This window comes from Companilactobacillus nodensis DSM 19682 = JCM 14932 = NBRC 107160 (genome assembly GCF_000615905.1).
Taxonomy (GTDB): Bacteria; Bacillota; Bacilli; order Lactobacillales; family Lactobacillaceae; genus Companilactobacillus; species Companilactobacillus nodensis.
On the sequence record NZ_BAMN01000003.1, the window covers coordinates 1 to 13,277 of the forward strand.

The following is a 13,277-nucleotide window of genomic DNA, read 5'->3' on the forward strand; positions in this document are numbered from 1 at the left end:
TTAGATACATTATCAAGCTTTTGATCACCGGTTCTTAACTACATGAAATGACGTACTTCTAAAACTGGGTCAGCTCATTTGAAGTAACATTTACCGGTTCTTAACTACATGAAATGACGTACTTCTAAAACCTTGGCTGATGTCTTGCTGTACTGTCGTGGGTTCTTAACTACATGAAATGACGTACTTCTAAAACTCAAGAGTAGACATTTGTGCTTTAATTGTTGGTTCTTAACTACATGAAATGACGTACTTCTAAAACCACCTACTTAACGTTAACTTTAAGTGTTAATAGTCAAATCGAACATGATCCTCATCAATCGAATAAATTCGGGTGTTCAAGCCGGACTTTTTCAATGTCATTGGATATGATTCGAAACTTACTATAGCTAACTTGATGGATTTTAAGTAATCATTCAATTCATTAAGTTGTTCCAAACTACATAGGCGTTCTAACCCATGAAACAGTAATAATCTCTTATCACTGAATTCTACATAAAATCTAACTACTGACTGAAGTTTATCATAATAATTCTGCCAGTTACTACTATCTATCTTAAAATCTTTGGATTTTAATAATTTTATTAATTCGGGTAATAAATCATATTCAAAAGTCTCATCATAACTACTTATTGAATCAAATATAAGTTCATTTAATTCGTGATTAAGTTTTTCGATTCGGTCGTGATTAATAATTTGGTTATCCGAGACGATTTTTTGAAGAACTAATTTCAAATTACCAGTTGAGTTAAGTTCAAAACTGGTTAAGTCTCCAATCATGACGATTTGTTTTAGGGATGTTTTTAAATTATCTTTTTCATCGACATAAAAATGAATGAACTGATCGATGTCATCTACAAAGGTTTCATGTTTCTTTAACTGATTCAACATAAACAAGAATGATGCGTACTCTTCCTTGCACTGAACATTCAAAAAAGTGATTCCGTAGTCAATATCAAATGGATCATAAGGGTATATAGTAATTGATTCTGGACTCATATCACTACCAACCTTTCGAACCTTCTATCAGGAGTATCTTTCTTTTTCCCAGTCAGGTATCTCATTGCTTCATATTGCTTTTCAGTAATAGGTAGTGCTTGAATTAATCCTTTATTGGGAGCATACAGTTCTACTTTATTAGTTAAGAACTTAGCTGCTGTTGCATCGATTAAGACGCATGTGTAAATGGATTCTTGCATCATTGTGAATCCATCCAAGCGTAACTTTTTCATGAATTGTCGATAGTTTCTTCTATCTTGCGAAGTCAATGTTGGTAAGTCAAACATGATCATTAGTCTCATAACTCTACACCTCATCCTTAAATTCCACCTTAGCTATAGATTGTTTTTTGGCATCTAAAAACTTGAAGCAGTTTTGAACGTGTTGGGTAATAGCATTTTTGAGAATGTAATTCTTATCATTATAAGTTATTTCTTTTTCTAAAACGGCGAGTATATCTAGCTTTGTATCTTCGTCAAAAACATCTTCTTGATGCTCAATGACGATTTGATCGACAAATTGTCTGAATGGTTCCATCAAGTCACTAGAAAGATTGAAGTCGTTCTGATTACTATGATGATGAATTCCAATTTGAGTTAAATATCCTTGTGCAATAACCTCCTGATTGACAGTTGATAATAAGATTGTGTAACCGTAATTGAGCATCTTATTGATATCATCTTTAGGGTTACCACGGGAAAAGTTACTTCCGAATAGAGCAGGAAAGTATTTCATAGCAATTATAGCTTCGCGATTGGTTCGATCATTATCTTTTATATTATTGAATTCATCAGTTACTTCAGTGGTATCGAGCTTCTGTTGTTTCAAAATATAAATTTGATTTTCAATTTTGTTGGTAACAATATTAGTCCAAAGAAGTTCCTTCTTTGGTATTGGCCAAGAAAATTGTTTATCAATGTTTTGATTACGATTGCTGTTTGAATAATAGCCATTTAATTCAGAGCAAGGATTATGGTCACTGTCGCAGAAAATAATTTTAATATTTGCTTCAGTTAACTTAGATATTAAGTAACCAGTTATGACCACTTGTGTTGTTGCGACTAGGATACAACTGATCTGATGAAAAGGAATCTCCGTGATCTCAGTTGTTTTCTGTACCAATAAATGATTAGACTTGTAAGACAATTTGCACTTCGAAGTTACATATACCGTTTCCCATCCCATAATTATTCTCCTTTATATTGATATTTTTATAGGGATAACTTATAATGAACTTGTTCAAACTACATGAAATGACGTACTGAGTTAAAATCAACATTTATGTTAAATAGTCTCAATTGACTGGCTCCCGCGTGGGGGCTATTTTTTTTGCCTTTTTTAGGCTAATCTATGTGAATTCTTGATTCGTATAGACCGGTTGGTGATTGGTAGATGAAGTCTGAATTGGAAAATTCAAACTCTCTGTGTTTTCTTCCATATTCTTTGTTTTTAATATTTCCGAACTCAAGACGAGCATTTGAGGAATCTGCATGTAAGAGATTTAATATTTCTATTAAGACATTAAATTGTTCTGAACTATCTATATTTAATAGATAATTTTCGTTTTCTGTGAATCGTTTTGCTTCATTTGAATAAAGGGGATAATATAATTTCATTTTAGAAATAATATTTTTGTATATTGTACTTAGATAATTAGGGGAGTAGTTATCAATAATAAACTTATAATTGTCGGTTGAAGATTTTTTAAGAATAGACAATAGTGCTGTTTCTTCATATGATAGAATAAGCTGTTTTGCATTTATTAGTTCTGTTGCAGAAGGTAATGAAACGTAGCCACGTGCAGAACTTTCAACAATCTGTCCAATAGGTACCTTATCTATTAAAATTTCAATATCTTTTTTATGTTTAGTATTATCATAGATCCAGTTAAGCTTATTAATTCGTCCAGCATCAATTTCATGTGCAATACGTACAGGAATGTTAACTAGTTTCTTTTTACCATCCAAATTTACTAATGTTGAATACGAAGGTTTGTCACTTGTATATCCACCATAAATTGTAGGATCAATTCCTTTTTTAAGCGGTATTAGTTTAGCTTTTGGATCATGTTTACGAATAAGCTCATTATACAAAGCTCCGTCATAAATATGAGTCTGTTTAGTAATGTTATATTGCTTGAACTTAAACGTCTTACTGATATTATCCTTAATCTTTTGATCCCAAATAATTTCACCATTTTGCTTATTCACTTGGGTCTTACCGTTGAACATTGAGCCAATAATAAATCCATTACGTGAATAAACGGGAACCTTACCATCTTTCTTTCTAGCTTCTTTTTTAAGATCTTCAAAGAACTTGGAATAAGCATCAAAAGCTAGTCGCATATTATCACGTGGGTATTTCTTCAACTGGTACGTTCCAACAATTGTTGAAATATATGCATCTTGAGCGTGGTGGAAGTCATTAACATTTCTATTTTTTACGAATTCAGGATGTTCGTAGTGATATGTTGTCTTGTCAAGATGACTGAAAGCATCACGGAATCCCATGCCTAATCCTGCACGTGTTTCGATAATCCGCGTATCCGGATAGATACTATCGAGAATATTGGCGACGTTCTTAACCATCTGTGAGGTTTGAACTAACTGACGATTGATGAAGCCTTTTTGTTGTTGTTCAGTAACTTGTGTTCTAGTTAGATTTGCGAACTTCTTAGGTCCCATCATTCCAGCTTTTTTTAGTTGTTGCCAACGTTGAATGTTGTTGGCAATGACATCGTTTGGTAGGAGTAAGTCATCGAGTTTTCTTTGGTTTTCACTTGCTTTGACCAAAGCCTTATTTTCAAGTGAATCGTCCTTGATATATGACTGTGGCAAGATGTGATCAACTTGATAATCTGTCGTGAATAGACGGTTGATATCAATCTCGGCTTCACTGTATAAGCTTTTACCCATTTGTAGGAAGTACAACATAGTCGCTCATTTGATAGAGCGTCTTTTTTGTCTTTCAGTTGAGCTTTAAGATATAGAGTATTCTTCAACTTGGGTGCTAGGTTACGAACCATATCACCAATATTTTTATATTTTTTATCTAATTGATTGTATCTTGATTTGGTAATACCACTATCTTGATCTTCACGAGTGAACTCAATAAAGATGTGTTCAGGAGCGTGTTTCATGAACTTAGATAGTTCCTGAACGATAACGATAGCTTGCCAGATACCACGTTTTAGAGCTGGTGAACCTGGTAGCTCGTTGACAAGATCTAGTGGCTTCTTGTCGGCTGCATCACCAACGTTATAGTCTTTGATTTGTTTTTCGAAGTTATACTTATCTTCTCTAATTATTTCCATGAAGTTACTCTTGGTCTGCCACATCAAGTCGAGAATTGAGTGGTTACTTGGCATGTGTTCACCATTGACTTTTGTTTCAACCAATAATTGTGTGAGTAGTTTATTTGAGAAGCGCCCCCAACCTTGATAACGAATTGCTGCTAGTTGTTTGATTTGATCATCGGTATAAAGTTTTGAGTTTTTCAATTTTAATTTAAGAATCTGTCGATCTTCGAAGACTGTTTGCCATTCGATAACTTCTTCTAGTTGCTTGAGGTTCTTTGAATCGTCAACGAAGTCGTTACCAAATATTTTTGCTAGCTTACGATATGATGAAAGACTAGATAGGAACTTGGTTTTATCAGCTAGTCCGTGAATCTCAGGTGCTGAATAATAACTCTCTTTTCTCAACCAATCTGTCAGACGTTTTGTTGAAATAGTAGTATGCTTCTTGAATAGTTCGTTGTAGATACGTTGTTTAACATCAACGTTTAGACGTGAACCCTTATCTGATTCTTCACCAGTACTCTTGATGCGGACATTGTTCAATTCACTGAGCACTTCGTATCTTTGATAAATTAAGCTGTACTTGGGAAGTACTGGCTCACCAATCAAGTAAGTATCAGTAGCAGTCATGCGACGGATGAAGTTGTTTGATGATTTTTCACGGTCAACCTTTTCATCAAAGTTCCAGGGACGAATTGGGCCATTAGCTTTTCTTTCCATCCAGGCGAAGTCACTTTTATCTTCACTTTGAAGTGGTCCAACGTAGTATGGAATTCTGAAGTTAATCAGTGATAGGATTTTGTCCTTATTTTCTTTTAGGAATGGATAATATTGTGATTGATTATCGATTATTTTGACTAATTCATTTTCGTTAAGTTGGAATGGAATAACTCCATTATCACTAGTTCTTTGTTTGAGGAGATATTGGTGATTCTCCATTTTTTCTAATGCACTTTGAGAATATGGGTCTTCTTTTGTAGATAGATATTTTTTGAGATCTTTATAAAAATCGTCAAGATTGTATTTACCATCATCAAGATACTTATCGTAGGCAAGGCGAGCTTTTTTAACTGCTTTACGGTCAGAATCGTTTCTCCATAAGTCTTTTAATTTCATCAGATCTTCGTGATGATTTTCGTATTTGGTTACTTGAGCAAAGCTTAAGTAAGTTTCACCATTGAGGATTTCATTGAGAACGATCGTACTATAGATTGGATTAGCCATTTCAACGATGGCGTATTGTTCATCAGTTAGTTTTTCCTGAGCATCACTTAGGTCAGCTTCAATCGTATTTGAAGAAAAACTAATAGTGATTTTTTCAGCAGAATCGATATTAAATAATTTTGTTAGGTCAGCTTTGTTACCAACTAATAAAGTAAATATTTGCTTGTATAGTTGTTTCATATCCTTTTCAGGCTTTAGTAAGGTGATGATGCTGCTGACTTTGCTGCTGGGACTCCAATCTTTTTCTAGTAGTATTTCACTGATTTTTTTGAAGTCGGCATCGTCAGGTAATTTTAATCCGAACAGGTCTAATGAGTTATTCAAGTTTGAGAGAGTATTTTCGAGTCCTTCATTCATCTTCGAAACATCGAAATTTTGATGTTCATAAGTGAAGTTACCGCGATATTTTAGGATATTATGGATGGCTAAATAAACTAATCTAATATCAGCTTTTTGTGTATCCTCAATTAGATGTTTTCTTAAATGAAAGATAGTTGGATATTTGTCAAAGTAGGTTTTGTCATTGAATTCTTTATCGATGAATAAGTTGTATTCATCGCGAGTTCTTGCTGTGTCTTTCTTTGACACCCAGGAGTGTTTCATTCGGTTCAAAAATCCAGGATCAGCTTGGAATAATTCGTCCGCAAATATTTCATCTAGCCAATTCAAACGATTGCGACGCCTGCGATAACGTCTTCTAGCAGAACGATTAAGTCGTCTATCAGCCGCTGTTTCAGCTGTATTAAATAAACGTACTCCCCAAAGGTTTTTCTTTTTTGCATGCAATAAATTGTAATTATCATCTGTAACTGCCCAGCCAACGGAGCCGGTACCAATGTCTAACCCAATGTTAAATTTGGTCGTTTTTCTATTCATAACTTGTTCCCTCCTAGTTTGTAACAAGTACTAAAACACTTTAATTCTATCAAAAATGAAAATGTTTTACGTATTTTTTATAAAAATAATGTTTTTTTTACCTAAAGTTTGACATATCCCCAATATCCATCAATAATCAAAGGTAACAAATAAGAAAGTAGGGATGAACATGGCATCACATGAAGCTTTACTTATTATTGATTACACGAACGATTTTGTAGCAGACAAGGGAGCGTTGACTTGCGGCAAACCGGGACAAGATATTGAACCTAATATCATTAAGCTAGCCGAGAACATGCGCAAGAATGATGATTGGGTCTGGCTACCAACTGACCTGCACATTCCATTTGATCAGTACCACCCAGAGTCCAAACTTTTTCCAGCTCACAACATTCAAGATACCTGGGGTAGAGAACTATACGGAGAGCTCAAGCCTTGGTATGAGAAGCACCGTGGTGAGGACAACATCAAGCAATTTCCGAAGACTCGTTACAGCGCCTTCGCTGGAACTGACTTAGACATTCGACTTCGTGAACGTGATGTTGATACATTGCATCTAGCAGGTGTCTGCACTGATATTTGTGTTTTGCATACAGCCATCGATGCCTACAATTTGAACTACAAATTAGTAATTCACAGCTCATGCGTAGCTTCGTTCAACCAAACAGGTCATGACTGGGCAATGGAACACTTTGAAAAGGTATTAGGAGCTAAAATCGTAAAATAGCGCGAAAAAATAGACTTCCATTTGGAAGTCTATTTTTTTACGTTCTTAACTTGTTTCTTGACCAAATAATGATCGACGTGACTACCTAAGAATAGAGGAACCTTTTCTTCAGTAACATCACTGAATTCTAAGCCATACCACAATGCTGGTGGCAGAGTCAGATTCTGCAATAGGATACGTCCGCCAATTAGGTATCTGTCCCAACTGTTCATGTGTTCCTGAGCACCGAGGTCTTGGAATTGTTCATTTAGAATAACGAATTTGAATGACCCGACTCGACGGTCCGGCATCATAGAATAGTCCGGTGTTTGCGAGTCAATTACGTGGTCATTCATCAAACCGTTGACGATTTGACGAATATAGATATTGACGTGTTGTGACTTCTTGAATCCGAGGTTCAACTGAACATCGACAACATTTCTCGTATTCATCATATCGACGTTATAGTTACACTCGTAAGGCTTATCAGTCTGATTAACCGTTATGAACCAATAGACTTTGGCACGCTTAGGTTCTTGATCAAGAATCGAATAAATTATAGAGCGTTTGATCGAATAATCCGATTCGATCCGGTTCAAGAAGACCAGGTTAGTTGCATATAGCGGTACGCGTTCGTCTTTACTCAACTTTTCCAATTGAGGGATGTAATCGAGTAATGAAACGGATTGGCTTTCGTCCAAATACATATCACGGCGTTTGTTTCCGAAGTACCAGACGACCATGACCATCAAGATGAGAGTCGTGATGATGACGGTAATATAGCCGCCGTGAACGAATTTGACGAGACTTGAAATAAAGAAGAGTGTCTCAAGTGTGAAGAAGAAACTGACAAATATTGCTGCAGCGACGGGATGCTTTTTCATAACGATGAATTGGTGTAAGAGGATCGTTGTCATCAACATGGTCAAGGTAATAGCGAGTCCGTAGGCGGCTTCCATATGTTCGGAAGTCCGGAAGCTCCAGACGATGCCGAGTGTTACCAAGCACAATAACCAGTTGACGGAACCGATGTAGAGCTGACTCTTACTGTCACCCGGGAATTTAACCCGTAATCTAGGTAAAATCTTGAGTCCAATGGCTTCTTCAACCAGTGTATATGAACCAGTGATCAAGGCTTGAGAAGCGATGATGGCTGCCATTGTTGCAATGAGAATGGCAAATATCTTGGTTTGTCCTGGCAGCATTTCATAGAACGGATTGACTGTATTGAGATTCATGTATTGCTTGTCTAAGTAATGTGACATCACCCAGGCACCTTGTCCCAAGTAATTGAGCATCAGCATGGAGTAAACAAATGGCCAAGTGGCGTAGATATTGTACTTACCAACTTGTCCCATATCAGAATACAAGGCTTCGGCACCGGTTGTTGCCAAAAAGACACTTCCCAGTATGAAAATACCGACATGATTGACAGGACTAGTCAGGATCTTAACAGCATAAATTGGTGATAGGGCGCGTAAAACAGTCCAGTCGTTAGTAATATTGAGCAGTCCTGTAATACCGATGAAACTAAACCAAATGAGCATAATGGGACCGAATGACTTGCCGATACGGTCGGTTCCAAATTTTTGAATGACAAAAATCGTCAAGAGAATAACGGTGACCATGACTAGAATGACGCTCTGATCATTGGACATGGTGAAGCTACCGATCGACTGTCCCTTGAGACCTTCCATTGCTGAAGTAACGGTAACGGCCGGGGTCAGTGTGCCGTCAGCAAGTAGAGCAGAGCCACCGATCAAAGCAGGATGATCAGCCATTTCTTAGTGCGCACCAGAGCGAATAAGGCGAAGATGCCACCTTCACTATGGTTATCAGCTTTCATGGCGATACAGACATATTTGATCGTCGTTATCAGCATCAAAGTCCAAAAAATCAATGAAATACTACCGATGATATATTCAGGGACCGCTTGTTTCATCTTACCGGCATCATTGATTATCGCGTTCATAACGTAGAGTGGTGAGGTACCGATATCGCCATAAACGATGCCCAAAGTTATCAGCATACCTAATTTTGAAAATGAGGATGTCGTTTTTTTCATTATCTAATCCTCCTGATCTGCAAAGGTGATACTAGTCTGAAAATATAATAATAACAATCAAAGAGCATTATAAATTTTTCCTACGATGACGCAGATGCTCAGGATTATTTTGCCGTTTTTGTTCATCTTTTAAAGATTGGATCTCATTCTCCAATTCACTCAGTACTTCGATCTGCATTTTTTGGATATCAAGTAAGTGTGGCCACTGGACCTCGTTGAGTTGGTCGATTTTTTCGTGTAGAACACTGATTTCTTTTTCAGATTTACTATTAGTACGATAATCATTCTCGGCGTCGAAACGATCACGGTCAGCTTGGCGATTTTGGCTCATCATGATGATTGGTGCCTGAATTGCGGAGATACAGCTTAAGAATAGATTGAGTAATATGAAGGGATACGGATCAAAGTTGATTCCAAATAGATGGACAACATTGATGGCCATCCAGACGATCAAAATAATTACAAAAGTAATAATGAAGCCCCAGCTACCACCGAATCTAGCGACAGCATCGGATAATTTTTGGCCACGAGTGAGCTTTCCATGAATAGTGTCATTAAGATTCCTGATCTCATAGGTTTCCTTGGATAATTCTTTTTGCAGTTCCGAATTCATACGTCGGTCGATCTCTAGATCATGATCGATGATGGTTTGCATGTGCGAGAGGCGAATAATCTGTAGGTCACGTAAGCAGATGAAGCTGGAATCTTTGGCGAAACTATTTTTACTTTTGATCTCCTGTTGGAGAGTCTCATTTAGATCCCTTAAGAATAGTCCTTCGGTAGGGGAAAAGCGTTTTTGGCAAATAATGCAGTTTTGTGTTTTCTTGACGGACATGATTATCACCTCACATTTACCAAAGATATTAATATCTTTCTATTAATAAAACAATTTAAATAGACTGAATTAGTTATGATAATACGAAATGTCAATTTGGCAAAAAAAAAGACCTCAAACGAGGTCTTTTGTAGGTTATAAATTAAATTGTACCCTTCTTGAAGGCTGTCTTGAGTCCGGCAACTTCCATCAAACTTCTGTCTCCTGATAGATGTTTGAGTAGTGAAGCTGTGTGACCCTTGAACTTGTAACCTTTACTCAAGATTTCAGCGATACCATGGTTTTGACCAAGTGAAGCAATTGTACCAAGTGAGTTATAAACGAATGGTTTGAGTTCCTTACCATTCAATGCTGCACCGATATTGTCAGCAACTGAAACACCTTCAGCTGATGCAAGTTGTCCAGTAGTTGGTAATGGACGTTCTGCTCCTTCAGGGATCATGGCTGAGTCGTCACCGATGAAGAATGCTTCAGGGTGATCTTCAAGGTTAAGGAATGATGTTGTCATAACACGGTTTCTTCTAGCTTCAAGTCCAGAATCCTTGATAACATCACTACCACTAACACCAACAGTCCAAAGAATTGTGCTTCCTTCGACCTTTTTCTCTGTGTCGCCATCCATATAGACAACGGCTTTTGGTTCGATCTTAGTGATCTTAGCACCTGTTAGAAGTTTGATACCATTCTTTTCTAGGTATGAAACAGCGTAGCTAGCAAGGCTTTCATCGAACATAGGTAGAATTCTTGTGGCCATTTCTAGACATGTGACTTTGATTTCTGGAACGCCATATTTTGCTTTGAGGATCTTAACTGTATCTACTAATTCACCAAGGATCTCAATACCAGTGAATCCGGCACCACAAACAACGATGCTCAAGTCAGCTGGGTCTTGTGATTCCTTGTAGTTAGCAATATTTTTGTTCATTGTTTTATATATATTTTTGGCTGTGTCTAAGTCTTGGAGGATGAGGGCGTTATCGCTAGCACCTTCTAGGCCAAAGTCTTCTGAGCGGAAGCCAAGAGCTACAACAATATAATCATAAGAAATATCATCGTGATCCTCGAATTCAACAGTCTTATTGTCGAGGTCTAGGTTCTTAACTGTTGCTTGAATGAAGTTGACGCTTGAAGGAAGAACAGAACGAATATCAAAGCTGACAGCATCTGCTCTTGTTGTACCTGCTGCAATCATGTGTAGTCCAGTTTTTTCAACGTGCAATGCATTTTTATCTACTAAATCGATTTGTGTTCCTGCTGGTGTCGTTTTGGCAAGGTCACGAGCGGCCGTTAACCCACCGTATCCAGCGCCTAATACTAAAATATGTGCCATAATAACCTTCTCCTTCATGTAATTGATTGAAAAATTGTTTACGCTACCATTATATATCTTTTTATCAAATAAGTGGTACTGATAAGATTATATAGGGTTTTTACTAATGGAGTGTTTCAAGAAAAATGGTGCTAAAATCGTAATCAAAATAATACTGATAATCACTGAAGAATAATATTCTTCTGATAATAGATGAACACTGAAACCGACCTGTGCGACGATCAGTGCCATTTCACCACGAGAGATCATTCCCGACCCGATAACGTAGGCATCTTTCATGTTAAATCCAGAAATTCGTGCTCCGAATCCTGCACCGATAAGTTTACCAACTATACCGGTAATAGTGAATAGTAGAATTAACCAAAAATCTTTGATCAGACTGTCAAATTGGAGATTTAATCCGATACTAATGAAAAAAATCGGGATAAATACTGAATAGCCAATGATCTCAATATTACGATTGATCTTGGTATTGTAATTCGGTGAGTTGGAGATAGCAATTCCGGCGACAAAGGCACCTAGAACGGAGTCTAACTGTACCCAATCAGCGAAGTAGGCGAATAGGAAGCAGACGACTAGGGCGGTGATGGTCGGAGCATGGGTCGCCTCCAGGTATTCAGCTAGATGCATTATCATTGGTACGATCCAACGATAGGTGACATAGGTCACGATCATAAATAGTATCCAAAGTGCCAAGAGCAGCCAGATTTTTTTCATGGAAAAGTGTCCAGTCAATGTTCCTGACATCACACTTAGGATAGAAATCGCCAAAATATCGTCGCTACCGCGGCACCCAAAATAACTGTCCCAGAAGTACTAGATAAATAATTTAAACTCTTTAATACTTCAACGGAGATAGACACCGACGTCGCAGCGAAAACAACTGAAATAAAAATACTTTCACGTAAATTGATTCCAAAGATCAAAGCGGTTAATAACGTTAAAGCAACCGGAAGAATAACCCCGAAAATAGCTACTGTGATGCTCGGTCCTAAGTGTTTGCGAAGTAACTTCAAGTCACTTTCCAGTCCAGCAATGAACATCAGCATGATGACGCCAATGTCAGCGAACAGTTCCAATTCGTGAGTCGGTTTAACAATGTTTAACAGACCACGACCCAAGAGAACCCCCAATATCAACTGCCCAATCACAGCTGGAAGATTCATCTTATTGAATATGTGACTAACGATCAACGTTAGGAAGAGCATTAGAGCTATCAGGGTTATAAATTCCATAGGTTCTCCTATTCTTTTTTGATACCATGCAGGAAGATCCTGATCATGGTATTCAAGTTAGCAATGTTTCTTTTGCGGTGAGCTTCACTGTACTCGATGTAAGGAACAAGCATCGTCAAGAAGGTTCCTACTTGAACCGGAATTGATAAGTCTGTTCGAAGTTCATCTTTGTGCGCTTGAAAAATGTTAAATAAAACTTTGTAATATCCGCCGTCCCAGTTTTTACTGATTTCTTTTTTTTCTTCATCAGTAAAAACGGTATCTAAATCGTGTCTCAACATGAAGAAGTTGAGTTTAAAATTTTCGACCATGAAAGTCGAAATAGTTGTCAGCATTTCATCGAAAGGTAGATCTTTGTTGCGGTTGTATTCAGAATATAACTTTTCACTAAAACCGCCGACTTCATGCTCGATCGCCTTAACGTATAGAACCTTTTTGTTCTTATAGTAATGATACATGTTAGGCTGAGTGATGTTTAATTCTTGTGCAATTTTTCTAGTAGATGTAGCTTGATATCCTTGAGATAAGAAGTCTTTAGCGGCTACTCGCAAGATTGCATTCTTTGTATTTTCCGCTTGTTTATCGCGTGAATTCATTTTATTATCCGTCCTCATGTTCGTTGATTCTATTATAGCCTATTGTTACGTGCTTTTGCCGCCATTTATCATATGATAAGAAATAATTTCAATAAAAAAATAAAGGCCAAAGT

General features: G+C 37.1%; 8 protein-coding genes and 3 pseudogenes. 1 reads left to right on the forward strand and 10 read right to left on the reverse strand.

Annotation, left to right across the window (positions count from 1 at the left end; genetic code table 11):
• Positions 1-288 precede the first annotated feature (288 nt).
• The 5 genes and pseudogenes from csn2 to cas9 (JCM14932_RS16915) form a co-directional block, all read right to left on the reverse strand.
• Positions 289-999 carry a type II-A CRISPR-associated protein Csn2 gene (csn2, locus tag JCM14932_RS02565; RefSeq protein ID WP_025023487.1) on the reverse strand — a complete coding sequence of 237 codons (711 nt, stop codon included), beginning with the start codon at positions 997-999 and terminating at the stop codon, positions 289-291.
• Complete coding sequence (gene cas2 / locus JCM14932_RS02570) at positions 996-1,301, reverse strand: CRISPR-associated endonuclease Cas2 (RefSeq protein ID WP_025023488.1); 306 nt, start codon at positions 1,299-1,301, stop codon at positions 996-998. The genes csn2 and cas2 overlap by 4 nt, the downstream gene beginning before the upstream one ends.
• 4 nt (positions 1,302-1,305) lie before the next feature.
• Positions 1,306-2,184 carry a type II CRISPR-associated endonuclease Cas1 gene (cas1, locus tag JCM14932_RS14305; RefSeq protein WP_034542454.1) on the reverse strand — a complete coding sequence of 293 codons (879 nt, stop codon included), beginning with the start codon at positions 2,182-2,184 and terminating at the stop codon, positions 1,306-1,308.
• Positions 2,185-2,342: 158 nt separating this feature from the next.
• Positions 2,343-3,932, reverse strand: a complete 1,590-nt coding sequence (cas9, locus tag JCM14932_RS17375; protein ID WP_081776087.1) for a type II CRISPR RNA-guided endonuclease Cas9 — start codon at positions 3,930-3,932, stop codon at positions 2,343-2,345.
• A 44-nt stretch (positions 3,933-3,976) separates the two neighbouring features.
• Positions 3,977-6,397: pseudogene (gene cas9, locus JCM14932_RS16915) on the reverse strand (type II CRISPR RNA-guided endonuclease Cas9); the annotation flags it as partial.
• 169 nt (positions 6,398-6,566) lie between these two features.
• Here cas9 (JCM14932_RS16915) and JCM14932_RS02590 point away from each other — a divergent pair.
• The gene (locus JCM14932_RS02590; protein WP_025023491.1) at positions 6,567-7,124 is read left to right on the forward strand and encodes a cysteine hydrolase family protein; all 558 of its coding nucleotides are present in this window, start codon (positions 6,567-6,569) and stop codon (positions 7,122-7,124) included.
• Between the two features lie 29 nt (positions 7,125-7,153).
• Here the strand turns inward: JCM14932_RS02590 and JCM14932_RS14310 are convergent.
• The 5 genes and pseudogenes from JCM14932_RS14310 to JCM14932_RS02615 all read right to left on the reverse strand — a co-directional run bounded on the left by JCM14932_RS14310 (position 7,154) and on the right by JCM14932_RS02615 (position 13,164).
• Positions 7,154-9,171 (reverse strand): annotated as a pseudogene (locus JCM14932_RS14310) (KUP/HAK/KT family potassium transporter).
• A gap of 64 nt (positions 9,172-9,235) precedes the next feature.
• Complete coding sequence (locus JCM14932_RS02600) at positions 9,236-10,003, reverse strand: DUF1003 domain-containing protein (RefSeq protein WP_025023492.1); 768 nt, start codon at positions 10,001-10,003, stop codon at positions 9,236-9,238.
• A gap of 142 nt (positions 10,004-10,145) precedes the next feature.
• Positions 10,146-11,333 carry an NAD(P)/FAD-dependent oxidoreductase gene (locus JCM14932_RS02605; protein WP_025023493.1) on the reverse strand — a complete coding sequence of 396 codons (1,188 nt, stop codon included), beginning with the start codon at positions 11,331-11,333 and terminating at the stop codon, positions 10,146-10,148.
• An 87-nt stretch (positions 11,334-11,420) separates the two neighbouring features.
• Positions 11,421-12,568, reverse strand: a pseudogene (locus tag JCM14932_RS17585) (cation:proton antiporter).
• Positions 12,569-12,576: 8 nt separating this feature from the next.
• The gene (locus tag JCM14932_RS02615; protein ID WP_025023494.1) at positions 12,577-13,164 is read right to left on the reverse strand and encodes a TetR/AcrR family transcriptional regulator; all 588 of its coding nucleotides are present in this window, start codon (positions 13,162-13,164) and stop codon (positions 12,577-12,579) included.
• Positions 13,165-13,277 lie beyond the last annotated feature (113 nt).